We start from the raw sequence: 23708 nt of genomic DNA, 5'->3' as shown, positions 1-23708 counted from the left end.
CATGCATTAGTCCGCCGGCTTTACGTCGTAAGCGAGCGTATATTTATCGCCGCGCGGGGTGTAGGACACGGTCTTCTTTGCGCCCAGCACGACGTTTTCGTAGTGCATCGGGAGGAGCCAGAGGTTGTTGAAGGTCTCGGTCGACAGTTCCTCGAGAAGGGGCGCGCGTGCAGCTTCATCGAGCGTCGAACTGGCCTTGGCCAGCACCTCGTCGATCTTCGGATCGGACACGCCGCCGCCGTTATATCTGCCGGTCCCCTTTTTCTCGTCGCGCGTTGCGACCAGCGCAACAGTCGGATTGGTGGTTTCACCGGTGTTCACACCCCAGGAGCCGAAATAGGTGCTGTAGGTGCCCTTTGAATAGGCTTCCGAATACATCGACCAAGGCAGGACCTCGACTTTCGATTTGATGCCGATGCGCGTGAACATCTGGCCGACCGCCTGCAGAACTTCGGCATCCTTGACGTAACGGCCAGAGGGGCCATGCAGGGTCAGGCTGAAGCCGTCGGGATAACCGGCCTCGGCCAGAAGCGCCTTGGCGGCAGCGGGATCATAGCCCACCTTCTCGACTTTTTCGGAATAGCCCGCATAGCCTTGGGCGACGAATTGGTCGGCCACCGTGCCGTTCTTCTGCATGACGCGGTCGACGATTGCCGGCCGGTTGATCGACATCAGCATTGCGCGACGCACCCGTTCATCCTTGAGCGGGTTCTTGTCGAGATCGGAGCCATCCGCAGCCTTCACGAAAGGCGAAACATCGCGGCTCACATCAAGGCCAAGATAAACAAAGCGGGAAGACCGGCCATTGATGATCTGCAGATTGTCGCTCGCTTCCACGCGTGCCATTCCATCGGCAGGAAGGGTTTCGACAATGTCGATCTCGTTGGAAAGAAGCGATGCCAGACGGGCGCCGTCATCGGGCGGGAAGCGCAGCGTGACGTTCGACCAGTGCGAGGGGCCAGCGAAATAGCTGTCATTGCGCTTCAAGGTCAGGTTGCTGCCTGGCGAATAGGAGACGAAGGAATATGCCCCGGTTCCGATTGCACACTTGCCGTTGTCGAAATCCTGGACAGGTGCCTCCTTGCAATCGGCGCTGATAATGCGAATTCGGCTGACGGAATTCAACAGGATCGGATCCGGAACCTTGGTCTCGACGACGACGGTATAGGGATCCGCGGCCGTGACATTGACAATATTGCGGGTGTAAGAAGCAAAGCTCTGGCTGGGCTTGTCGCGGGCACGCAGAAGCGAAGCGATGACGTCATCGGCGTTGAACTCGCTGCCGTCATGGAATTTCACGCCCTTCCGCAGTTTGAATTCCCAGTGGGTCGGGTCGATGACCTTCCATTCGGTGGCGAGTTCCGGCGCATTTGCCGACGTTCCCGTGAGGTTTATCAGGCTGTCCCAGATATGGCGCGAGGTCGCATTGTTGGGAGCCGAACTGTCTTCATGGGGATCGAGCGTCGTCGGCGTCGTCGACATCCCGATCGTCAGCGGGGTTTCCTGTGCGACGACCATTGCAGGAATAGCAATCGTTCCAAGCAGCCCGATCGCTGCCCGCGTTAATGTTTTTGCGGCCATTTCTTCCATCCCGGTTTAGCGTTTTTAGGCCGACCCTGCTGGTCGGTACGAGCAGGTTCCCGTCCACTCTTGACACAAATTGGTAAGGGGCCCTCAAGGGGACTGTCAAACGGAAAACAAGTGCGTTACGATAGGCGTAACCTGAAATTATGCCAATCCTTCGGCTCTGGTCGCGGAGAAAATTCTTGTCCCATGGACAAAAGACAACCATCAAAAAGCGATATCGTGCAATCGGTTGATGTCTGCATCGAGGTATTGCTGAATGTCGCCAAAAACCCGGATATCAGACTGACTGAGGTGGCGCAGAACCTCGGGGAAACCAAGCCGAGAATTTTGCGCATGTTACGCACACTGGAACGGCGCGGCCTGGTGCGGAAGAGCGAGACAGGCACTTACCGGCTGGGGACGACTGCGATCATTCTCGGGACCGCTGCATCGACACAGGTTGACCTGGTGCGAATAGCCAATCCTATCCTTGAAGAAGTCGGTCAGAAGGCGAACGAAACGACCCAGCTCAGGATCATCGACAATGGGGAATCCCTGTGCATTGCAAAGTTCGAACCGATGCGCGACTTGCGGGTGCAGGCGATGATCGGTCGAAGACGGCCGCTCACGGCGGGCTCGTACAAGGTGCTTCTCGCCTATCTCCAGCCCCAGGTGCAGTTGCAAATGATCCCTGAGACCTTGCCGCGGCTGACCAAGCGCACGATCACGGATCGTGGCAAGTTGGTTGCTGAATTGGATAAAATCCGCCGCCAGGGTTTTTGTGTGAGTTATGGTGAAGTCAGCGATCAACTCGTCTCCGTCTCAGTACCGGTTCTGGCATTCGACGGATCCGTGATCGCCGCGGTGAATGTCGGCGCCCCGGCCTTCCGCACGCAAAAAAGCGACGTCGACCGCTTCATCGTTCTGCTGAAGGAGGCCTCCAGCAAGATATCGGCCCGGCTGGGATGGTAGAACTTTTCGTCCTGCGCCATATCGGACCTTGTCTCTTCGGTTCGACGCCCATCAAGGCGAGCCAACGCAGGTTGTTTCGTGCCATGCCCGCTCTTTAGGCAAATTCAGGGGAAAAGATCGGGGAGTTCGGAGCGTGCGATAGGTCGCAACCTGACCGCTTCTGCCGTGTCTATCGAACGATAGGGAAACCGCAAACGGGTGCCGACGGGTCCCCAATTGCCGATCGCACTTAAGAGTTTGTCGAGAGCGGCGTTCGAATAACCAAGGTCGTGGCGGAAGGGGACGATATGCGCGTCCATGAACGCGCAGACGCGTCGTTCCAGATCGAGTGCGGCGTCGATATCGTTTCGCATGGAGACCGTCCAGGTCTGAGCGCCGCGGGGGCTAAGGCAGGCCACATTGGAAAAGGACCCTGCCGCGACGCCCTGTTTGATGCCGGTTGCGAGATGATGACCGGGAACGAAGAGCGACAGACCGGAAAGACGTTCACGTGCCTCCGCATACCAAGAGTCGTCGCCGTCGGCGAGCTTGATGCCGATCACCTCAGGCACCGCCGCGCAGACCATGCCCAGCGCCTTTGGCGCCAGCACCCGTTTTGCATGCGGCGGATTATAAAGGATGAGCGGAATTCCGTCGGCAGCGTCGGCTGCTCGTTTCAGGAAGTCGACCGCTTCGTCATCGTTGAGCGGCCACCAGTCCGGCAATATGACTTGAATGGCGCGGGGATCGAGCGCGGCGGCGCGGCGGACCCGATTGAGCATGATCAGCGGATCGGGCTGGCAGGCGCCGATGACGAATGGCATAGAGGAAGCCTTGCAGCGTTCGGCCAGCATTGCCTGGATACTGTCGAACTCCTCCTCCGTCTGATTGTGGAATTCGCCGGCAGTGCCGTTCGAATAAATACCATCGACGCCGGCATCGATGAGGATATCGATCTCTTCACCGAGCTTGTCGAATTCGATGCTGTCATCGGCTGCGATCGGTAGAAGCAGGCTCGCCCAGTTTCCGCCGATGGCGGGATGTGGCGTCGTCGCGTTCATCTATTGTCTCCGGTGGATGGCGGATCAGTTGAGGTCGTCGCGGATGCAGGCCTTGAGGTGGCCGGGAGCGACTTCCCGCAATTGCGGGATCGTACCGGCGCAGGCATCGAGCGCGCTTGGACAGCGCGTGCGGAAGACACATCCGCTCGGCGGATTGGCCGGGCTTGGAATATCGCCTTTCAGGATCTGCCTGTTGCGGCGGGCATCCGGATCGGGCGACGGAATCGCCGAGAGCAGGGCGCGCGTATAGGGATGCTGTGGTCTCGCATAGAGATCGGCACTCGGCGCGACTTCCATGATGCGGCCGAGATAGAGCACGATCACCCGGTCGCAGATATATTCGACGACGGCGAGGTCATGCGAGATGAACAGCATGGTCAGGCCAAGCCGCTGCTGCAGTTCGCGCAGCAGGTTGATCACCTGCGCCTGGATCGACACGTCGAGCGCCGAAACCGGCTCGTCGGCGACGATGAATTCGGGTGACAACGTCAACGCACGGGCGATCCCGATGCGCTGGCGCTGGCCGCCGGAAAATTCATGCGCGTAGCGATTGATCGCGTCGGCGGGCAGGTCGACCTGGGCCAGTGCCGACCGCGCCCGTTCGAGCCTGTCACGGGCGGTGCCGATCCCCTGGATCTTCAGGCCTTCTGTCAGGATCTCGCCGATCGTCATGCGCGGCGACAGGCTGGCGAAGGGGTCCTGGAAAATATACTGCATGCGCGGCCGTTGTCGTCTGAGCGCGGAGGCGGAAAGCGCTGTGAGTTCCTTGCCGTCGAAGCGGACGCTGCCAGACGACGGCTCGACGAGGCGAAGGACGGTACGCCCGATCGTGGTCTTTCCGCTGCCGGATTCGCCGACAAGCCCCACGACTTCACCCTTGCCGAGATCGAAGGAGATGCCCTGGAGAATGTTCAGCCGCGTGCCACGGGAAGTATAGTGTTTCGAAAGGTCGCGGACGGAGAGCAGGGGGGTCCTCATCTAGATCTCCTTCCATCTGATGCAGCGGCTGCGGTGCTGCGAATTGACCTGTTCGAGCGCGGGAACCGCGACGCGACAGGCATCGATCGCGAATTTGCAGCGCGGGGAAAAGGCGCAGCCGCTCGGGATGTTCATCAGGCTCGGGACCATGCCGGGAATGGCGGCGAGCTTTTCGCCGGCCTGTTTCATCCGCGCTGCATCGCCAAGGCGCGGCATGGAGGCGAGAAGGCCCATCGTGTAGGGATGCTTGGGATTGCGGAAAACCTCGCCGACCGGCCCTTCTTCGACGATTCGGCCGGCATACATCACCGCAACGCGGTGGGCGATTTCGGCGACGACACCGAGATTGTGTGTGACGAAGAGCATGGCCATGCCACGCTCACGCTGCAGTTTGAGAAGCAGGTCGAGAATCTGCGCCTGGATCGTCACGTCGAGCGCCGTGGTCGGCTCGTCGGCGATCAGCAGCGCCGGATCGCAGGCGAGCGCCATGGCGATCGTCGCACGCTGCCGCATGCCGCCCGACAGTTCGTGCGGATATTGGCCGGCACGGCGTCGAGCGTCCGGTATGCCGACGCTTTCAAGCAACGCGACGGCTGCGTCCATCGCCGCCTTGCGGTCGGCGCCGCGATGGATGCGAATCGGCTCGCCAATCTGGTCGCCGATAGTGAAGACGGGATTGAGGCTCGACATCGGCTCCTGGAATATCATGCCGATGTCGTCGCCCCTGATCCTGCGCATGCTCTCTTCGTCGAGGGAAACGAGATCTCTGACCGCGCCGCCGCTGGTCGCGAGGCGGATGCTGCCTGCGGCGATCACGCCGATATTGCGGGTGAGCAACCGCATGACCGACAGGCTGGTGACCGACTTGCCGGAGCCGGATTCGCCGACGAGCGCAAGCGTCTCGCCGGCGGCAACGGTCAGGTCGATATCGTTGACCGCCGTGATCTCGCCGCCGCGGGTACGGAAGATCGTTCGCAATCCCTTGATGTCGAGAACGGGTTCGGCGGTTTGTTCCATCAGTCGTCTCAGTTCAGCAGGCCGGTTGCACGCAGGATCTCGTCGATCCGTGCCGTTTCCGTCTCGTTCAGGCTGGCACGCGGCCGCGGCATGACGGCAGAATCGATGATGCCGAGGCTACGCATGGCGGTCTTGAAAGCGCCGATCCCCGCTGCGCCGCCGCTGACGCGGCCCTGCGCGACCCAAACGATTTCGAAGAGGCGGCAGAGGCGCTCCTGTTCCTTCCTCGCGGCGACCCAGTCGCCGCGCTGCGCAGCATCCCAAAGGCGGACATAGCCGTGCGGATCGACATTGGCGATACCGGGGACAACGCCGTCGGCCCCCATCAACAAGGCGGTGTCGACGACGATCTCGGAGCCGGTCATCAGGAAGACGTCCTTGTGTTCGGCAAGGTCGAGGAGCGCATAGCGGAAGTTGCCGTCGTCGCCGCTGGAATCCTTGAGGCCGATAATCGCGCCTTCCCCAGCAAGCGTGACGACCGTCTGGCGCTGCAGCTTGACGTGAACGCAAACGGGAATGTCGTAGGCGATCAGCGGAATGTCCACCGCGTCGCGGATATAACGGAAGTGATCGAGGATCTCGGACTGGCTGGTGACTGTGTAAAATGGCGCCGTCACGACGACCGCGTCGGCACCGGCGGACTTTGCAACCTTTGCGTGGGCGATGACGCGATCCGTGGTCGGATCGATGACGCCGACGATCAACGGCACGCGGCCATTCACTACCTTGGCCGAATGTTCGATGATTTCCCGCCGGGTCTTCTCGTCATGGAAGATCACCTCGCTTGTCGAGCCGAGGACGAATACGCCATGGCAACCGGCATCGATCAGGTGCTCGAGCACACGCGTATACGAAGGATAGTCGACGGTGAAATCCGGATTGAGCGGGGTTACGACGGGAGGGACGACACCCTTGAATTTGGTCATTTTCGCTTCTTTCGATTGTCAGTTCAGTTCGGCACGCGGGTCGAAGGCATCTCTGAGGCCATCGCCAATGAAATTGATTGCCAGGACGGCAAGGATGAGCGCGGCGCCGGGGAAGAGCCATTGCCACGGATATTGTTCGAGCACGGCGGTCGAGCGGGCCGCGTTCAGCATGTTGCCCCAGCTGGCCGCCGGCGGGGCGATGCCGAGACCGAGGAAGGACAGGCCGGCCTCGAGCAGGATGGCATTGGCGATCTGCAGCGTCGCATAGACCACGAGGATATCGATCGAGTTCGGCAGGCCGTGGCGAAACAGCAGATGTCCGATGCCGGCGCCCATGCCGCGGGCGGCCAGGACGAAGTCGCGTTCACGCAATTCCAGCAGCCGCGAGCGGATCATGCGCGCAAGCAGCGGCCAGGAAAGTAGCGAGATGACGATCACGGTCGGCCAGATGCCGGTACCAGCGATCGAGGCGAGCACAAGCAGGAAGATGACGGGCGGCAGGGTCATCACCAGGTCGACGAAGCGCATCGAGACGGCGTCCGTCCAACGTCCCGCAAGCGCCGAGATGGCCCCGAAGAGAAACCCGATGACTGCAGAAAGCGCGGTCGATGCGACGGCGACCAGGAGCGAAATCCGGCCACCTTCGAGCACGCGGGCGAAGACGTCGCGTCCGACGCCGTCGGCTCCGAACCAGTGCGTTGGCGTCGGGCCGCTATTCATCGCCAGGAGATCGATGTCGTTCGGCCGGAAAGCCCACCACAGCGGATAGGAGAGGATCAACAGCAGCATTGGCGTGGCGATGCAGACGCCGGCAACGGCTGCGCGATTGAGCAGAAACCGACTGAAGGCGCGGGCAAGTGGCCCCGGGCTGCGGCGTTCGGGAGAGCGTGCCAGCATATCAACCCACCTTGATGCGCGGGTCGACGACCGCATAGGTGATGTCGGTCAGAAGATTGACGACGATAACGCAAGTGCCGATGACGAGCGTCGCCCCCATGATGACGGGGTAGTCACGGGTCTGCACGGCATCGACGAGCAGGAGCCCCATGCCCGGCCAGTTGAAGACGCTCTCGATGAAGATGGCGCCGCCGATTGCAAGCCCGATGGTGGAGCCGATCAGCGTCACGATCGGCAGAAGCGCATTGCGCAAGGCATGTTTGCTGATGACCCAGAATTCACGAACACCCTTGGCCCGGGCCGTGCGCACGTAATCCTGGTTCAGGACTTCGAGCAGCGAAGCGCGCATGTAGCGCATGATCAATGCGGCTTGCGCGACAGACAGAAGTGCAGCCGGCAGGATCAGATGGTGGAGGAGATCGCCCACCGAGAATTCCTCGCCCGGCGTCAGCATGCCGCCGGACGGCATCCAGTGCAGGCGGACGGAGAAGACATAAAGGCCGATGAGCGCGCTGAGGAATGCTGGGCTCGAAATGCCGGCAAGCGCAATCACCGACAAGGAGAGATCGGCAAGCGAATTGCGGCGGACGGCGCCGATCACCCCGAAGGTGATGCCTGCGACGATGGCAAAGGCAAGTGCGGTGCCCATCAAGAGCACTGTCGGGCCAATCCGTGACAGCACCAGACCGAGAACCGGTTGATCGAGACGCTTGATCGAATAGCCGAGATTGCCCGTCAGCGCCTGCTGCAGCCAGCCCAGATACTGCACCGGCAAGGGTTGATCGAGCCCGAGACTTCTACGCAGATCGGCAAGATCTGACGGCGACATCGGTAGGTTCGGATCGATATAGGCATCGATCGGATCGCCGGGCGTCAGGCGCAGCAGCAGGAAGATCAGCATGCTCAGGGCGACGAGCATGCCTATTCCTATCACCAGGCGTCTCAGACTATATTGGAGCATCGGCAATCCGTCTTGTCAGGCCGTCTTGACAGGGTGGCCGAGGCCACCCTCAAGGCTTTTCGGAAAACGCCTATTCGGCGATCGACCACTTCTGCGGGTTGGCCTGGTAGGGGCCGCCGCCCGGCGCCGGCGTCCAGACGAAATCCTTCACCTTGGTCGAGACGATGCCGTAGCGGTTTGCCACCCAGAGCGTCGCCCAGGGCAGGTTCGTGTTCATCACCTTGCAGACGTCCTGGTAGGCCACATCCCGCTTGGCACTGTCCGGCTCGGCCAGCGCGCTGTCGAGCGCCTTGGTGAGGTCAGGCATGCGAACCCTGGCGACATTCGGTCCGGCCGGAGGAATCTGCTTCTCGTTGAGGCCGACATTGATGCTTCCGGCATCCGGCCCGTTCTGCAGCCCGGCGTAAACCAGCTGGAACTGGGCAATATCCGGCGTCGCATTGAGCACGATGCTGTTATAAGTCGGCGCATCGACGGCGCGCGGGACGATGTTGATGCCGACCTGGGCCAGCATCGCCTGGACTGCCGCAAGCACGTTGGTGGCAAGCGGCGTGGTGTAATAGGTCAGAAGCGTGATCGGCTTGCCGCCGTTGATCTGGTCCCAGCCGGCTTCAGTCAGCAACTGCTTGGCCTTCTCGGGATCGTAGGCATAGGTGTCGATATCAGGCGGTATCAGCTGTTCGGCGACATAGGCGCAATTGGCAGGCTTGGCCGCACCGCCATAGAGGCTCTGGATGATGGCATCGCGATTGATCGCGTACATCACCGCCTGGCGCACGCGCACATCCTTCCAGAGCGGAGAATCGTGGTTGAAGCCGAGATAGTTGACGACGAAAGAGTTGCCTTCGATGACCTTGAAGTCCTTGTTGTCCTTGAAGGTCGGCACGTCGTTGGAATCGACATAGGTGAACTGGATTTCGCCGGATCTCAGTGCCGCGATCGCCGCGGCCGGGTTGGCGAAATAGCGATCGATGACGCGTTCCAGTGCGGGCTTGCCACCGCGATAATCGGTGTTTGCGGCAAGTTCGACATATTGATCCGAGACGTATTTGGTGAATTTGAACGGGCCGGTGCCGATCGGCGCGGTGGACCACCACGTGTTCTTTGCCAGTTGGTCGGCCGGAATCGAGGCGAGCGCATGCTCGGGCAGCATCATCACCTTGGTCATCGTATCGAGAAAACTGCTGCTCGGTGCGCTGAGCTTGATGACAACAGTGTGATCGTCCGGCGTCTCGACGGACGATATGCCCTTCAATCGGGCGGCGAGTACCGAGCCGGTTTTCGCATCCATCGCAAGGGTCATGGTGAACTTCGCGTCATTGGCGGTGAACGGTTTGCCGTCATGCCACTTGGCGTCCGCCAGCTTGAACGTGTAGCTCATCTGGTCCGGGCTGACCTCGTAGGAGCTTGCCAGCGCGCCGACGACCTTCTGCAGCTTCTCGTCATAGGTGATCAGCGGTTCGTAGTAGACGCTGAGCCAGGTGAAGCCGGCGGTGGCGGCAAGCGGATTGAAGTTGCCCTGGAAACCGCCGGGGCCGACATCGAAGCCGCCCGACAGCGTGGCTGCCTGAGCCTGGGTTGCAACGCCCGAAACGACAAGAGCCGGAACGGCAGCCGTCGACAGCAGGGCGCCAAGCGCAATAGCGGATAATCTAGACAGTCTTTTCATGTGTTCCTCCCACGTTTGAACTTGTCTTGTTGTTGGCAATCACCCGGGCGATGCCCTCGTAGTGACGATCCAGGCGTCTGCGCGCCTCCTCCAGATCCCTTGCCTCGATCGCATCGACGATCGCGGCATGGTCGCGCCACGTCGCCATCGGATCCGTATTTTCAAGATTGACGAAATCCGATGCCTTGTAGAAGGCGAGCCAGAAGACATCGATCAGCCGCACGAGCGTTTCATTGTCCTGGCAGCGGAACAGCAGTCGGTGGAACAGCTGGTCGTCTTCCGCAAAGGTTTCACCGCGTTCGGCATGGGCGCGCATTCGATTGACGGTGGCGCGCAGTTCGGCGATGTCCTCTTCCCCGATCACGTCGATCGTCTTGCTGATCAATCCCACTTCCAGCGTGCGTCGGATTTCGAGGACTTCCTCGATCTGTCGCAGGGCGCCGCCGAGGCCGTAGGCGAGGTTGTCGAGAAGCGGCTCGAAGGAAAAGGCCTTCACGAAGATACCGACGCCGCGCCGCGTCTCCAGCACGCCGAGCGATTCCAACGCCTTGATGCCTTCCCTCAGCGAATTGCGGCTGACGCCGAGCTGGGTGGCAAGCTCTCCTTCCGCCGGAAGCAGGGTTCCGGGCGCAAGGCCATTGTCGTCGATATAGGCGCGCAGACTTTCCTGCACGGAGACATGCAGCAGCGGCGCGCGCGTCAGCGGCTTCATCGATTTCAATGTCATGCCGGCCACTCTCTCGCATCGCCAATAAGATGGATATTACATATCCACTTGTAGGATATCTGTCAAATGGTCAGGCTTAAAATGATTGACACCGAACCCCGCTCGCATCTGGTTGAGGCGGTCGTTCCTGGGGGCCAGAACGACAAGATGCAAACAGCGCAGTTTTCCTGGAACGACCTCAGCCGGAGGCTTGACCGACCTCTGCAGCATGGACCACCACGCAGTTGCGGCCGGTCCTTTTGGCAAGGTAGAGCGCCGCATCCGCCTGTCGCTGCATGTGCTCTGCGGACACGAATTCACTGTTTTCCATCAATATCGCTATTCCGATGCTGACAGTGACCCAGGGACCGACGCGGGAGGTAGGATTTGGAAGAGACGCAGCTTCTACTCGGCTTCGAATTCTCTCAGCAACCAGCCGGGCCTCTTGTTCATCGGCGCCTGGGAGAAAGACGAGAAATTCTTCGCCTCCGTACCGGGCGACCTGGTCCCGCTCGTCTCTCATACTGCTCTGAATGATGCCGGCAACTTTCACCAGGCAACGGTCGCCCTCGGCATGCCCGCGATTATCGTTGAGGCGCTTGAAGTCATCGACATCGCACATCAGCATCGCCGCGCTGCTCGTTCGTTTAAGGTCCTCGTTCCAGAAATGATGGAGCGTTTCCATCATCGAACGCCGGTTGGCGACACCGGTCAGCGGATCGGTCCGCGCCAGCAACTCCAGCTGGGAATTGGCGTCAGTAAGCTCCGCGAGGCGGCTTCGATCTCGTAACTCAAGCAAGAAGGTCTTCTGAGCAAAGATGGTGGCGGTGCGTCGGGCAACGACGGTTGCAGCCACACCGCTCGCGAAAAACAGCGTACCGGCGAGAGCACTCCCCACTTCAATGCCCGGATTGCGCAGCTGAAACACAAGGTAAATACCGAGGGCAGCTGCACCGATCGTCATCGCCCAACCGAGTGGAACGGGGAATATGATTATGGCAGTGACGGCCACAAAAAGCATGATGGTCAAATGCCGCTCGTAAAACTCGCCACCGGTGTTAACCCCCACCAAGGCTACGGACAGGAGGATGAGAAAAACAGCCGAAAGCAGGAAAACTCCCTGCACCCACAAAGCGTGCGGCCGCAGGAAGGCTATCGCGGCGACAAGAGCTGCGGGGGGAAGGATAGACGCTGGCCAAAGCATCGACATTGCGGTTTCGGTCGGAAGCAAGATCGCGTTGAGGCCCAACGTCAGAACATCGAGCACGATAACCCAAACCATCCACGCGCGGATGATCTTGGCAGTCCGCGGCCAGGAGCGTTCGCGAAAAAGCTGAGCCAGTTCCCCATTGAAGCGGATATCACGCGTGCGTCCACCGAGCAGGCGCTCGACTTGCTCCACAATGGCCGGGCTCAACCTCTGGAGAGGTTTCCGCGACGACGCCCTTACCGGTTTGATAGGAGCTGTGGTTCGCTCGGTATCCATGTGTCGGATCTAGGGAGCAGACGACGGGAGGCAAGACGAGCCGCAAATTCCGCCCCAAAAGACGATATGCTTGCCCTAATGATTTTGTACCAGGGGACGACAGTATGTCGTTAACGTGTCATATCGGGTCAAAGTCTCACGCGTGCCGGGCCGAATTCACGGTTCGACTCCTTTCAAGACCCCAATCATCCTCGATGAGGTAGGCCATCCAATGATCAAAGCTCGCCCGAAGCGAGATTGAGGAGGATGCCCGCTGAAATCCGACGAAAGGCGATATTTGCATCTTCGAGAAACTGAGGTTCTGGAAATAGGCGGGTTGTTGGTTCACATCCGTACAAGGCGGTCGAACGTGGCGAAGCTTACTTAAGAGCGCTTACCTTAGCTTTCTCCTTATTCAAATAAAGCCACGCTTGCTTAAATAGCCGCCGAAACCCATACTCGCGTCGCGATCCTTAGCGAAGGCAATGATCCTTTGCCCCCAACCGCGTGAACATCCAATAATAATCTACGGGTCGACGGTTCGAACCCTTTCAACGCGATGGCTACGGCTGCTGCACAATGTTTAACGGGGCACGGCACAATGGGTCCTGAGCCTGGCGAGCACGCTGGAAAAGGCATTCCCACCGGCGTCAGTAAACCAATCGAGCCCGTATTGTTCCTTGAATCTGGCGGAGTGCATCAAGTATATCATTTGCAGTTTGGCCAACGCCTTCGACTTCAATAACCACGTAACCCGTTTCGCCGTGCGTCTGCAGGAACTCGCCCACAATATTAAGTCCACGAGACGAAAAAACCGTATTCAGATTGTTGAGAATGCCAGGGCGATTTTCATGAACATGGATGAAACGCGTGCCGTTTGGACGTGGCGGCAGTTGAACCTGGGGAAAGTTGACAGCGCCTAGCGTCGAGCCGATGTCCGAATATTCGACAAGCTTCCTCGAGACTTCTCTTCCAATACGCTCCTGGGCTTCTTCGGTCGACCCTCCAATATGCGGGGTCAGAATGACATTATCCAAACCTTGCAGCGGTGTTTCAAAACGCTCTTTGTTTGATGCCGGTTCCCTCGGGAATACGTCCACAGCCGCGCCTGCGAGATGTCCTTCTTTCAAAACCTTCGCGAGCGCTTCAAGATCCACCACGGTTCCGCGGGCATTATTGATGAAAATGGCTCCCTTTTTCATCCTGCGCAGTTCAGTTTCGGTTATCATGTTTTGCGTCGAGCTGGTCTCTGGAACATGCATCGTCACAAAATCTGAGATTTCGAGGAGCTCGCCAAGCGTTGCCATCGATTCTGAATTGCCGTGGCGAAGCTTGTCCGAAGGATCAAAATAGCGAACGTTCATACCCATGCTTTCGGCAAGAACGCTTAGCTGCGAACCGATATTGCCATAGCCCACGATGCCCAGCGTTTTCCCGCGCACCTCACGACTACCTTCGGCGGTTTTGTCCCATCCGCCGTCATGAGCGGAAGCCGAACGCGGGAAAATCCGCCTGGTCAGCATTATGATCTCGCCGATCACAAGCTCGGCGACCGAGCGCGTATTCGAATAAGGGGCGTTGAATACCGGGATCCCGCGTCGACGGGCCGCATCCAGGTCGACCTGATTTGTCCCCACAGAGAAACAACCGACGGCCATCAGCTTCTTGGCGGAGCTGAAAATCTCCTCAGTCAGCTGCGTGCGTGAACGAATTCCGACAATATGGGCCTCGGCTATATGACTTTTGAGATCTTTGTCATCCAGAGCCTTCGGCAAATGGGTCAGGTTGACGTAGCCGGATAAAGCGAAGTAGTCCACCGCGCTCTGACTGATCCCTTCCATCAGAAGCACGGAAATTCGATCGCGAGGAAGAGAAAGTTGTTCGGTCATTGAATTGCCTTGGAGTCTCGAATTCTATCTGGCCGAAGTAGCTCGTCCGACACAAAGACGCACTGCTATGGCAGCATGACTTAGCGACCATCCGATGAGCAGCGCAATAACAAACTCAGCTCTGTCGGCAGGCATAAGGCTCCGTTGCCGCAATTCAGCATATGCCGACAGTCATGACGAGCGAACGGCGGGCTGTCAAAAAAACAGCGGTTGCTATTTCTCTACAATGATCTGCACATCTTTCATCATCAAGGCCGGCTCGTCTTTGGTCCGCAAGCCGCGAGTATGAGCTCTCCATCTGAAGAGCCGCCTTCAGCATCTGCTACCGAGCACTTGCAATCGAAAGAAGGTTGGCAAATGGGGCCGTCTTCGATGATTATTCTCAAGCCAATTGATTGACGAGGTCATTGAGCAGCCGGCCAGAATGATCTCCCGCGACTGCGGCACAGGGACCGTTTTTCGAAGGCGGGCCCACCGTCTAAGCGGATGGTCGGGGTGTTTCCAGGATGGCCGTCGGATTTGACCGAAGGATGGGGTGAAGATGCAAGGCTCTCTGTCGCAAAAGTCTGAGAAGTCAGCGGTTCGATTCCAGTCAAGGCGATCACCTTTCAGTCGGTAGACCTACACGTGATTTGCCTTCCGATCAGAGCGGGATAGCAAGCGCTCGACTTGACGTCTCGTTTCCGAATGACCGCCGCTCACGCCGTGATCTGATTTCGCAGTCGGCCCTCCTCGAGCAGGATCTTGATGGTCTGCGCTGCGTTGTGGCGCATCTCGATGGCTGCATGATCGGAGTAGAAGGCATTGTGCGGCGTTATCACCAGCCGCCCCTCAAGCCAGTCACTCCTATCGCGCCATGCTGTCAGCAGCGGATGATCGCGCGGCGGTTCCTGCGCCAGTGTGTCGATTGCCGCCGCCGCGAGATGGCCATGTCGCAGTGAGGCTTCGAGGGCATCGAGATCGTCGAGCAATTCTCCGCGCGCGGTATTGACCAGGATGGCTCCGGGCTTCAGCCGGGAAAGTCCATCCGCGCCAAGAATACCGCGCGTCTCGTCGTTTGCCGGGCAATGCAGGGTGACGATATCCGCCTGGGCGAAGAGGTCATCTAGCCGGTCGGTGCGTTCATAGCCGACCGCCTTCTCATGGCCGCGCGGCTGGCCGGGATCATAGCCCAGGATGCGGAAGCCGAAGGGCTTCAGCCGGTTGACCACAGCCGTCCCAATCCGTCCGACACCTATCACGCCCACCGTGGTCCGGTTCGAGCGGGCAAGTGGCTTGAGGCTATGGACCTGCCATCCTGTCGTATAGCCACGGGCGCGGGCATCATGCTCCCAGAGTCGCCGGTGCAGCGACAGCATCATCGCGAGCGCATGGTCGGCGACTTCCTCCGTGCCGTAATCGGGATTGTTGGCGAACGGGATGCCTGCATCAGCCAGAGCCGAAAGATCGATCTTCTCGTAGCCGACACCATAACGCACGACGCCCCTGCAGCGTGAAAGATGGGCGATACTTTTCGGCCCGAGCCGTGCGCCCCAGACCATCAGGGCATCAAGCCGAGCCAAGCGCTCGGGGGAGAAAAGCGTTTCGTCAGTGGTGGCGAAGAAATCGATCTCGACATCGTCACCGAGCACCTCGGCCTCGAGATCAGGGGTGACGAACATGTGATCGGTGATGCCGACGACATATTTCTTTTGTGCTGTCATTTTGCCAGTCGACTAATTATTCCGCGGCAATTGCGTCTGCCGTCGAACGGGCCTTCACTAAGACGGAGGCCTCTGCCAGCGCCTGGTTTACCCGACCGAGAATAGCCGTTGACGGAATGCCATCAGTGAAATCGCGGCTCGAGGCATAGATTGCCGTCGGCAGCACAAAAGCCTCGAAAAAAGCAAATAGCGGGCGAAGTTGATGCTCGACAACGAGGGAGTGTCGATCGCCCCCGCCGGTTGCCGTCAGGATGACGGGTTTGCCGCGCAAGTCTGCCGGATCGAGTAGATCGAAGACGTGCTTGAACAGGCCCGTGTAGCTCCCCTTGTAGGTTGGCGAACCGATGACGAGCGCTTCTGCGTCGATGATTGTTTGGATCACCGCCCTTGCTGCCGGATCGAGGTCCGCGACCGATCTTGCGGCCGCCAGTGAGATACCGAGGTCTTCGATGTCGAAGACGGCGTGCTGCAGGCCGGCCTGCTTCGCTAGCGATTCCGTGACGCTCTCCACGAAGCGCCTGGTGCTGGACGGGCGGGAGAGATTGCCCGAAAAGCCGACGATCAGATCGTTGCTCATCTAAATTCCTTTCGCGAATTCGCCTCGATCATGCGAGGGAGGAGGGAGGCCACCGGACGAGGCGCTCTGTTGCTATGCTGTTTTGAGGACCGTCAGCCCAGCCGGATAGCTCGAGCGGACACTTTCCTCTCTATTCCATCGATCAAAGGCAGCGCGGCCCAATATCGAAATAGAAGTATCTTCCTGCGGCGCGTGGACGAGCACGGATTGGATATCCCTGAAATGTCGTTCAAGTCCCAGGTCGGCACTAAGACCCGGATTGCCGATGCCACGTACCGCGATCTGCACGGCTTCGCGCAGTTGCCGGCCTGCGATCAGCCTAGCCCTTATCATCTTTTCCGCGTCGCCATGGTTGGCTTCGAGCGCGCCGAAAATGATCTGCCGGGCGCCGGAGACAAGCAGGTCGATCTCACCTGAGAGCGTCACGAACCGCTCCGTGCGGGCGATGGGATGGCCCAGATTGGCGGGCACGCGCTCATGGGCGAAGCGGATGAAGGCAGCCTGGGCAGCCTCAGCCGCGCCGAGATAGATCGCGGTCAGCGCCAGCGTGATCGCCGCATGGGCGCGATTGTCCTGCTGAGCCACCGACGGATCAACGAGTTCCAACACGTTTTCCGTTGGGATCTCGACGTCGGTATATTCGACGTCGTGCGAACCTGTGGCGCGCATGCCCAGGCTGTTCCAGTTCTCGATCACGTGGATGCCGGGCAATCCATTCGGCACGACGAACGTTCCGACGCGCGCGGGCGTTTCGTCGGTATGCGCCCAGACAAGGAAATGCGTCAGACCGTATGCGCCGGTCACGAAGCGCTTGCGACCGGTGATCGACCAGCCGCTTGCCGTGCGGCGGGCGACAGTCGCGGGCAGGCCGCCGCGGGCCGGAGACCCCAGTTCCGGCTCGACGCGTGCGGCGTTGAGCAATAGCGGTCTCTGCTTAGCCTCTGCCAGCAGGCGCCGGTACAGATCATCAGGCCAATGGTTCTTTGCGGCTTGGCCGAGATGATTGAAGATCGTCATGGCGCTGATCAGCGCTACCGAGGGATCACCCCGCCCCAACGCCGCCAGAATGTGGGCCGCATCAGCGAGCGTCGCGCCTTGACCGCCATAGCGGGTCGCAACGGTGCTCTCTAGGAGACCGCTCTGATGAACGGCCCGGATACCGATCCAGGGAAATTGACCGGTTCGATCCGCATCCGGTGCGGCGTCCGCGATAACGCGCACGGTTTCATCTGGAACGATTGTATCATGGGACATGCGGGTCGACGCTTTCTGGCTGTTAAGGCAGTCCTATCCCTAGGCAAAGGACGAGCAGATCCGGCTGCGTTGAGAAAAAGGGGACGTGCAGTCCGGCGCTCGGGCCAGACTGCACGCATCACGCAGCACTCTTCTTCTTGTTCGCCTCTTCCCGTTCGCGAATGCCTTCACGCACGAGCGGCAGGATGTAGCGGCCGTAGTCGACCGCATCATTGTAATTGTCATAGCCGCGGATCGAGATCAGATCGCAGCCGAGATCGATGTAGTCGAGGATGGAATCTGCAATGGTGCGCGGCGAACCGACAAGCGCAGTGGTGGCGCCGCCAGCATTGGTCGCGGTCACCGTCGGATACCATAGAGCGCGGTCATGGACATCGCCGCGTGCTGCGATGTCCAGAAGCCGCTGCGAGCCGACATTGGCCGGGCGTGCAGCATTGAGCGGCGCACGGGCCAAGCCTTTCTGGCGGTTTTCGTTCAGCTGGTCGAGAACTCTATGCGCCTTTTCCCATGCCAACTCGTCAGTTTCCGCCACGATCGGCCGGAAGGTAACCCATATGCGAGGGCGATCCGTCCGGCCTGCCCTTGCCGCTTCCGCGTAGATCCGTTCGATCTGCTGCTTTGTTTCTGCAAGCGGCTCGCCCCAGAGCCCGAAAATGTCGCCCAGCGAACCCCCGATGCGATACGCGGCATCCGACGAACCACCGACCGAAATCGGGATCACGCCACTGGTTGGGCGCACCGCGCTGCGGAATTGCTTGAACTGGTAGTATTTCCCATCGAAGTCGAAGGGTTCCTTGGACGTCCAGGCCAGACGAAGGATCCGGATATATTCTTCCTGGCGCTCGTAGCGCTCCTCTTTGTTGAGGAAGTCGCCTTCGCGGGCCTGCTCTTCGTCGCTGCCGCCTGCAATGAAGTGAACGACAACACGCCCGCCGCTCAATTGATCGAGGGTTGCAAGCGATTTGGCTGCGACCGTCGGATAGACGGTGTTCGGGCGCAAGGCGACGATGATCTTGATGTGCTTCGTGTGTGCCAGGACCGTGGCGCCGAGCGTGAAGGGATCGAAGGAGGCGGAGGAGTAGGGGATCAGCGTGTAGTTGAAACCATAGTCATCGAGGGCGCGTGCGTACCGCTCCAGGAAACGAGGATCCACAGGCGCGTCGGGAATGGGGTTGAGGTCGTTCGACGCGTTGGGAAAGCTTACGCTAATGAATTCCGCGGACATGTGAGCTCCTTCAGGTTGCAGACCATTGCATTGACGTTAAGGCGCGGCAGCGCCGCGAGGAAGACAGGTCATTCTCTTTCTATCGATTTTATAGAAAATATTCGCTATCGCGGCGGATGGAGTAGGACCCGCTCCCGGCCATGGCGTTGACACTTGATGTCTTCAACTGTCCTGGCATCGAGCCGTGTAGCCTGTGCATGGGTTACGAGGCAGGTGACCAGCCAAGTCCTGGAGCGACTGTCTCGGCCAGATCGGTCAGCAACCGTATATTCTCGGCGAGGCCGAAGGCGGGAGGCAGGAAGAGCACGACCTCGTCTGCGGCTGCGAGGCCCGGGTCGTTGAGCACTGCCTCAATCACTTGATCGGGCGTGCCTTGGAAGACAGGTGAAATCTGAGCGCCGGCTGGTTGGCTGGCGGGCGCGAGGGCACCTTTGGGACGCGACGCGGCAATTCCGATGGTGCGACGCTCGAGGTCATAGGCAGCATATTTCTCTCGAAGTTCGGCGGTGGTCCCGACCAGGATGGAGGCGGCGACTGCGACCGATGGCGGCTCCGTTCCCCAGGTCGTGCGCCAGGTGGCGCGGAACGCCTCGATAATGCGAGCCTGATACTGCCCGAAAGTCTCGCCCTCGGCATGGTCGTGCTGCACGGTTCCCGAGATAAGCCCGATCCCGAGCTCGGCCGCCTGCACCGCCGAGTTCAGGCTGGCTGACCCTTGTCGAATGCGCGAGCGCAGGGTCGGGCTATGCGGCGTTACGCGCAATTCGGCGCCTTGCGGTGCACCCTGGCCCGGCGAAACGACCGTATGGAGGACTTCGCCTGCGATCGCTGAGAGGAAGCGCGCCTGGCGCCGTTTCGCTTCCGTGCGAGCGTCGGTGTCGACTGCACCGAACACAGCGTCGAAGGCCGCGTTGGCACCAGTCGAGATGGCCAGCTCCAGCCGGCCATCGATGAGCAAGTCTGTCGTACCGGCCGCTTCGGCGAGCAGGATCGGGTCCTGATAGCGCATTGGGATGACCGCCGATCCCAGGTTGATGCGCTTGGTGTGCTGACCGGCCGCGGCAAAGAACGGAAGCGGCGAGGAGAGGTAATGGTCGAAGTGTCGCTGATAGGCCCATCCCGACTGGTAACCCAGCCGCTCGGCTTCCTTGAATAGTTCGATCCCGTCGCGCAGACCTTGCGCCGGTCCGGCCTCGTCATTGAACGATACCCGGGTGTTGAAGCCAAGCCGCTGCTTTGGTCGGAACGACGCGGGCTGAGGATTTACAGGCGCAGCGATGGTCATGCGATCTTTTCCTCGTTGAAGATCCGCCGAGGTTGCGGGTGTGGTGCACGGGCGATACCAGCGCCGCCCGATGGGATCGATTCCAGCAGCGACCGCGTATAGGGCTGCTGGGGGTTTCCGAAGATGTCGGTGACGCTCCCATGTTCGACGATGCGCCCGCGCTGCATCACCGAGACGGTGTGCGCGAGTTGGCGCACCAGAGCCAGATCGTGGGAGACGAATACATAGGTCAGGCCAAGCCTGGCTTGTAGCGAAAGCAGCACCTCGACGATGTCGGCCTGAACGCTGACGTCGAGCGCGGAAGTCGGCTCGTCGAGCACGATCACATCAGGCTTGAGGACCAGAGACCGAGCGATGGCCACGCGCTGGCGCTGTCCACCTGACAAGGCTTCCGGCTTACGCAAGAGCAGGTGCTCGCCGAGCCCGACGTTGGCCAGCGCTTCGCGGACCCGCGCGGAGCGCTCCTCGCGGGTTCCGATCTTGAACCGGTCGAGCGGTTCTCGTACGAGCTGCTCGACTTTCCAGGTCGGGTCCAGCGACGTGAACGGGTTCTGGTAGACGAGCTGCAGGTGGCGCCATACCGCGCGCAGCGACTCGGGCGAGCGACCGTTGAGCTGCTCGCCGGCGACCGCAATGTTCCCGATGTCGGGTTGTTCGAGCCCAAGCAGCAGCCGGATTGCCGTCGTCTTGCCCGAACCGGATTCGCCGACCAGCGCGTGTGTGGTGCCAGCCTGGACGGCAAACGACACGTCGTTGACGGCCGTCAGAACCTTGCCGTCGACCGTGAAAGTCTTCGTGACGCCGCTAACCTCGATCTTCGGTGCCTTGTCGGTCTTGGTCCCGAGGAGACGGAAGGCGGGGTCTCGTAGCTTACGGTAACGATCGGGGTTGAGGGCTGGGACGTCGGCATGCAACTTCCTAGCGTATGCCGAAGCGGGCGCGGAGAAGACAGCCGTAGTGCTGCCGGCTTCCTGGACGATGCCGTCCTTGAGCACCACCAGAGAGTCCGCCCGCTCGGCGGCGATCGCCAGATCGTGGGTGATGAGGAGCAGGCTGATATCCAGTTCGTGCTGCAACTTGGAAAGCAAGTCGAGGATGCGCTTCTGGATCGTGACGTCGAGCGCTGACGTCGGCTCGTCTGCGACCAGCAGCAACGGCCGGGGGAGGACAGCAAGGCCGATCAGCACGCGCTGCAGCATGCCGCCGGACAGCTGGTGCGGGTAAGAGTCATAGACCCGCTGGGGGTTGTCGAGGCCGACCTGGGCGAAGGTCTCCAGGATGAGCGCCTTGCGGATTGCCTTATTGGGCTCGTCGACGAGTGCTGCCGCCTCCATCGCCTGGGCGCCGATCGTCCGCACCGGGTTGAGCGAGTTGCCGGGGTCCTGCGGGACAAACCCGATCGCACGTCCCCGCAAGGGCCGGAAACGACGCTCCGAGAGGCCCAATACCTCCTGGCCGTCGAACTCGACGCGGCCGTTAGCGCGTCCACCAGTGGCGAGCAGTCGCAACACCGCGCGAGCGATGGTCGACTTGCCCGAGCCCGACTCTCCGATGAGGGCGAGGCTCTTACCGCGGCCGAGTTCAAAGCCAACGTCACTGACGACTTGCTGCGGTCCGTAGGAAACCGACAGCCCGTCGATCCGGAGCAGGGGGGACGATCGCCGGAGCGCCGACCCGGTGACGTCAGTACGGGCGAAAAGCTCAGTCAGTCTGTCTTGCGAAGCCATCGGCTGATCCTGTTCACGGAGAGGACGGTTGCGATCGTGACGAATGCGGGAGCGTAAACCAGCCACGGCCATTTGAGGTAGTCCTTGCCGATCGAGATCAGCAGGCCCCAGTCGGAGGCCGGTGGAGGGTCGCCGTAGCCGAGAAAAGCGAGACTGGCGATCACCAGGATCGAGTCGCCGAACTGCAGCACCGCAAGCGGCAGCACCGAGCGCGAGGCGTTCGGCAGCACGTGGCGCCAAAGGATGTGCCAGCGCGATCCACCCAGTAGAAAGGAAGATTCGACGAATGTCGCTTGCCGGGTCTTGATGACCTCCGAGCGCATCACCCGGGCGAAGAGGGCCACCGCCGAGACGCCGGTTGCGATGGCGGCGTTCGTGGTGTCGAAGCCGATCGCGGTGACGACGATGACGGCCAGCAGGAATTTTGGAATTGCAAGCAGCACGTCGACCAGGCGGGCAAACAGGGTATCCACCCACCCGCCGAAGAAGCCGGCCAGCAGGCCGATGAAGCCACCGGCGAAAACGCCGATGACGACGGCGATCAGCGCGCTGGCGACCGAGGAAGATGTGCCATAGACGACACGGGTATAAAGGTCGCGGCCGAGGTGATCGGTGCCGAACCAGTGCGCCGCACTGGGGCCCAGCAGCTTTTGAGCGGGAACGCCGTTGACCGGGTCATAGCTCGTGAACAGGTTCGGGGCGAGCGACCAGGCGATCGCCAGCGCGACGATAGCGAAAGAGAGCGCGACGACTGGCGGCACGCGCAGAGCCGTCAGCCACCCGATCGCGGTGATGCGCGAGGTAGAGTAGGTGGAGGCGAGGGTCATGAGGTCACCACCTTGGAAATGCCGACGGAACCTTCGTCGGCTGTAGTTGGACGACGCTGGGGAGTGCCAAGCAGCTTCACGCGCGGGTCGAGCAGCGGGTAGGCAAGATCGGCGATCAGGTTGACGACCACGAAGACCACCGCTGCCAGAGAGACGACCGCCTGAAGCACCGGCAGGTCCTGAGTGCTCACCGACCGCTGTACCAGGCTGCCGAGACCGGTGCGTCCGAATACCGTCTCGGTGATCAGCGAGCCGCCGAGCAGTTCGCCGATGGTAAGCGCAATGACGGTAATGACCGGCAGCGAAGACGGCTTGAGCAGGTGCTTGGCGAACAGGCGCATTTGCCCGAGGCCGCGGCCCCGCGCGACGGCAGCGTATTCCTGCCCGGACTCATGATCGAGATTGGCGATGAGCACTTCGGCGATTTGCGCGGAGATGGGGATGCCGAGCGCGATGGCCGCGAAAAGGGTCGCCCAGAAGCTGTCGGGCTCGATCACGCGGAAGACGCCGAGCTGGAAACCGAAGAGGTGGATCAGCACCAGGCCGATCACGAAGTTGGGCACCGACAGGAACAATGACGGGAAGCCCCGCAGCAAGCCTTGGCCAAAGTGTTTTGGAAGAAACTGCGTGCCATAGGCGATCACCGCCGCGAGCAGCAGCGCGACGACGAGGCCTGCAGAAGCAAGGACCAACGTCGATGGGAGCACCTCGGCGATCAGCGTCGTGACGGGCCGGTTGGTCCGCATCGACAGGCCGAGATCGCCGGTCACGAAGCCGGAAAAGGATGTCCACAACTGGACCGGGATCGGCTTATCCAGGCCCTGGGCAGCGATGATCTCCTTGATCTCATCCGGTGTGAACCCATTCTGGGGGTTGTTCAGGACATTGGTGATCGGGTCGCCGGGCAGGATGCTGACGACGACGAAGGTGAAGACATAGGCCAATAGGATCACGACGATCGCCTGTACGAGGCGTTTTGCGGCGTAGTTTAGGTAGGCTTTGCTCATGCCGTCACCTTCTTACG

General features: G+C 60.5%; 20 protein-coding genes. 1 reads left to right on the top strand and 19 read right to left on the bottom strand.

The annotated features are described in order from the left end of the window. Nucleotides 1-6: 6 nt before the first annotated feature. On the bottom strand, nt 7-1581 hold the full coding sequence (locus MOV76_RS01255; RefSeq protein WP_247263605.1) for an ABC transporter substrate-binding protein: 1575 nt from the start codon (nt 1579-1581) through the stop codon (nt 7-9). Between the two features lie 192 nt (nt 1582-1773). Here MOV76_RS01255 and MOV76_RS01250 point away from each other — a divergent pair, with 192 nt between their 5' ends. Next, nucleotides 1774-2538, top strand: a complete 765-nt coding sequence (locus tag MOV76_RS01250) for an IclR family transcriptional regulator (protein WP_018444637.1) — start codon at nt 1774-1776, stop codon at nt 2536-2538. 104 nt (nt 2539-2642) lie between these two features. Here MOV76_RS01250 and MOV76_RS01245 read toward each other — a convergent pair whose 3' ends face one another. The 18 genes from MOV76_RS01245 to MOV76_RS01160 all read right to left on the bottom strand — a co-directional run bounded on the left by MOV76_RS01245 (nt 2643) and on the right by MOV76_RS01160 (nt 23691). Continuing rightward, nucleotides 2643-3578: a dihydrodipicolinate synthase family protein gene (locus MOV76_RS01245; protein WP_018245516.1), complete on the bottom strand. Its 936-nt coding sequence runs from the start codon at nt 3576-3578 to the stop codon at nt 2643-2645. A gap of 24 nt (nt 3579-3602) precedes the next feature. Next, nucleotides 3603-4556: an ABC transporter ATP-binding protein gene (locus MOV76_RS01240; protein ID WP_247263604.1), complete on the bottom strand. Its 954-nt coding sequence runs from the start codon at nt 4554-4556 to the stop codon at nt 3603-3605. Continuing rightward, a complete protein-coding gene (locus tag MOV76_RS01235) occupies nt 4557-5573 on the bottom strand; it encodes an ABC transporter ATP-binding protein (protein WP_018245518.1) in 1017 nt (338 codons plus the stop codon). An 8-nt stretch (nt 5574-5581) separates the two neighbouring features. After that, a complete protein-coding gene (locus MOV76_RS01230; protein WP_018516881.1) occupies nt 5582-6499 on the bottom strand; it encodes a dihydrodipicolinate synthase family protein in 918 nt (305 codons plus the stop codon). An 18-nt stretch (nt 6500-6517) separates the two neighbouring features. Further along, nucleotides 6518-7396: an ABC transporter permease gene (locus tag MOV76_RS01225; protein ID WP_168278741.1), complete on the bottom strand. Its 879-nt coding sequence runs from the start codon at nt 7394-7396 to the stop codon at nt 6518-6520. Nucleotide 7397: 1 nt separating this feature from the next. Continuing rightward, nucleotides 7398-8357: an ABC transporter permease gene (locus MOV76_RS01220; protein WP_210069256.1), complete on the bottom strand. Its 960-nt coding sequence runs from the start codon at nt 8355-8357 to the stop codon at nt 7398-7400. A gap of 70 nt (nt 8358-8427) precedes the next feature. Further along, nucleotides 8428-10026: an ABC transporter substrate-binding protein gene (locus tag MOV76_RS01215; protein WP_247263603.1), complete on the bottom strand. Its 1599-nt coding sequence runs from the start codon at nt 10024-10026 to the stop codon at nt 8428-8430. Continuing rightward, nucleotides 10010-10753 carry a FadR/GntR family transcriptional regulator gene (locus MOV76_RS01210; RefSeq protein ID WP_026230402.1) on the bottom strand — a complete coding sequence of 248 codons (744 nt, stop codon included), beginning with the start codon at nt 10751-10753 and terminating at the stop codon, nt 10010-10012. Before MOV76_RS01210 ends, MOV76_RS01215 begins: the two co-directional genes overlap by 17 nt. Nucleotides 10754-10931: 178 nt before the next feature. Next, nucleotides 10932-12218, bottom strand: a complete 1287-nt coding sequence (locus MOV76_RS01205) for a GGDEF domain-containing protein (protein ID WP_052215266.1) — start codon at nt 12216-12218, stop codon at nt 10932-10934. A gap of 629 nt (nt 12219-12847) precedes the next feature. Further along, on the bottom strand, nt 12848-14086 hold the full coding sequence (gene serA / locus MOV76_RS01200) for a phosphoglycerate dehydrogenase (protein ID WP_112906786.1): 1239 nt from the start codon (nt 14084-14086) through the stop codon (nt 12848-12850). Between the two features lie 698 nt (nt 14087-14784). After that, nucleotides 14785-15789, bottom strand: coding sequence for a C-terminal binding protein (locus MOV76_RS01195; RefSeq protein ID WP_112906787.1), 1005 nt, complete (start codon nt 15787-15789; stop codon nt 14785-14787). A 16-nt stretch (nt 15790-15805) separates the two neighbouring features. Further along, nucleotides 15806-16366, bottom strand: a complete 561-nt coding sequence (msuE, locus tag MOV76_RS01190; RefSeq protein WP_112906788.1) for an FMN reductase — start codon at nt 16364-16366, stop codon at nt 15806-15808. Nucleotides 16367-16438: 72 nt separating this feature from the next. Next, entirely contained in the window at nt 16439-17620 is a 1182-nt protein-coding gene (locus MOV76_RS01185) for an acyl-CoA dehydrogenase family protein (RefSeq protein ID WP_112906789.1), read from the bottom strand. Nucleotides 17621-17738: 118 nt separating this feature from the next. Next, nucleotides 17739-18845 carry an LLM class flavin-dependent oxidoreductase gene (locus MOV76_RS01180; protein ID WP_018245534.1) on the bottom strand — a complete coding sequence of 369 codons (1107 nt, stop codon included), beginning with the start codon at nt 18843-18845 and terminating at the stop codon, nt 17739-17741. 202 nt (nt 18846-19047) lie between these two features. Next, complete coding sequence (locus MOV76_RS01175) at nt 19048-20130, bottom strand: LLM class flavin-dependent oxidoreductase (protein WP_018516843.1); 1083 nt, start codon at nt 20128-20130, stop codon at nt 19048-19050. After that, nucleotides 20127-21857: an ABC transporter ATP-binding protein gene (locus MOV76_RS01170; protein WP_018444659.1), complete on the bottom strand. Its 1731-nt coding sequence runs from the start codon at nt 21855-21857 to the stop codon at nt 20127-20129. Before MOV76_RS01170 ends, MOV76_RS01175 begins: the two co-directional genes overlap by 4 nt. Continuing rightward, nucleotides 21836-22684 (bottom strand): ABC transporter permease, encoded by an 849-nt coding sequence (locus MOV76_RS01165; RefSeq protein ID WP_018444660.1) that lies wholly within the window; start codon nt 22682-22684, stop codon nt 21836-21838. The genes MOV76_RS01170 and MOV76_RS01165 overlap by 22 nt, the downstream gene beginning before the upstream one ends. Continuing rightward, nucleotides 22681-23691 (bottom strand): ABC transporter permease, encoded by a 1011-nt coding sequence (locus tag MOV76_RS01160; protein ID WP_018516840.1) that lies wholly within the window; start codon nt 23689-23691, stop codon nt 22681-22683. Before MOV76_RS01160 ends, MOV76_RS01165 begins: the two co-directional genes overlap by 4 nt. Nucleotides 23692-23708: the final 17 nt, after the last annotated feature.

The sequence above is a fragment of the Rhizobium sp. PRIMUS64 genome (genome assembly GCF_023006465.1).
Lineage (GTDB): Bacteria > Pseudomonadota > Alphaproteobacteria > Rhizobiales > Rhizobiaceae > Rhizobium > Rhizobium leguminosarum.
This window is presented reverse-complemented; position numbering and strand designations above follow the sequence as displayed.

Bases quoted from the DNA above. Each gene is read 5' to 3' on its own strand.
- MOV76_RS01180 (WP_018245534.1), bottom strand. From the start codon at position 18,845: ATGTCCGCGGAATTCATTAGCGTAAGCTTTCCCAACGCGTCGAACGAC.
- MOV76_RS01230 (WP_018516881.1), bottom strand. From the start codon at position 6,499: ATGACCAAATTCAAGGGTGTCGTCCCTCCCGTCGTAACCCCGCTCAAT.
- MOV76_RS01225 (WP_168278741.1), bottom strand. From the start codon at position 7,396: ATGCTGGCACGCTCTCCCGAACGCCGCAGCCCGGGGCCACTTGCCCGC.
- MOV76_RS01185 (WP_112906789.1), bottom strand. From the start codon at position 17,620: ATGTCCCATGATACAATCGTTCCAGATGAAACCGTGCGCGTTATCGCG.
- MOV76_RS01210 (WP_026230402.1), bottom strand. From the start codon at position 10,753: ATGACATTGAAATCGATGAAGCCGCTGACGCGCGCGCCGCTGCTGCAT.
- MOV76_RS01240 (WP_247263604.1), bottom strand. From the start codon at position 4,556: ATGAGGACCCCCCTGCTCTCCGTCCGCGACCTTTCGAAACACTATACT.
- MOV76_RS01195 (WP_112906787.1), bottom strand. From the start codon at position 15,789: ATGACAGCACAAAAGAAATATGTCGTCGGCATCACCGATCACATGTTC.
- MOV76_RS01175 (WP_018516843.1), bottom strand. From the start codon at position 20,130: ATGACCATCGCTGCGCCTGTAAATCCTCAGCCCGCGTCGTTCCGACCA.
- MOV76_RS01220 (WP_210069256.1), bottom strand. From the start codon at position 8,357: ATGCTCCAATATAGTCTGAGACGCCTGGTGATAGGAATAGGCATGCTC.
- MOV76_RS01255 (WP_247263605.1), bottom strand. From the start codon at position 1,581: ATGGCCGCAAAAACATTAACGCGGGCAGCGATCGGGCTGCTTGGAACG.
- MOV76_RS01160 (WP_018516840.1), bottom strand. From the start codon at position 23,691: ATGAGCAAAGCCTACCTAAACTACGCCGCAAAACGCCTCGTACAGGCG.
- MOV76_RS01170 (WP_018444659.1), bottom strand. From the start codon at position 21,857: ATGGCTTCGCAAGACAGACTGACTGAGCTTTTCGCCCGTACTGACGTC.
- MOV76_RS01250 (WP_018444637.1), top strand. From the start codon at position 1,774: ATGGACAAAAGACAACCATCAAAAAGCGATATCGTGCAATCGGTTGAT.
- MOV76_RS01205 (WP_052215266.1), bottom strand. From the start codon at position 12,218: ATGGATACCGAGCGAACCACAGCTCCTATCAAACCGGTAAGGGCGTCG.
- serA (WP_112906786.1), bottom strand. From the start codon at position 14,086: ATGACCGAACAACTTTCTCTTCCTCGCGATCGAATTTCCGTGCTTCTG.
- MOV76_RS01235 (WP_018245518.1), bottom strand. From the start codon at position 5,573: ATGGAACAAACCGCCGAACCCGTTCTCGACATCAAGGGATTGCGAACG.
- MOV76_RS01245 (WP_018245516.1), bottom strand. From the start codon at position 3,578: ATGAACGCGACGACGCCACATCCCGCCATCGGCGGAAACTGGGCGAGC.
- msuE (WP_112906788.1), bottom strand. From the start codon at position 16,366: ATGAGCAACGATCTGATCGTCGGCTTTTCGGGCAATCTCTCCCGCCCG.
- MOV76_RS01165 (WP_018444660.1), bottom strand. From the start codon at position 22,684: ATGACCCTCGCCTCCACCTACTCTACCTCGCGCATCACCGCGATCGGG.
- MOV76_RS01215 (WP_247263603.1), bottom strand. From the start codon at position 10,026: ATGAAAAGACTGTCTAGATTATCCGCTATTGCGCTTGGCGCCCTGCTG.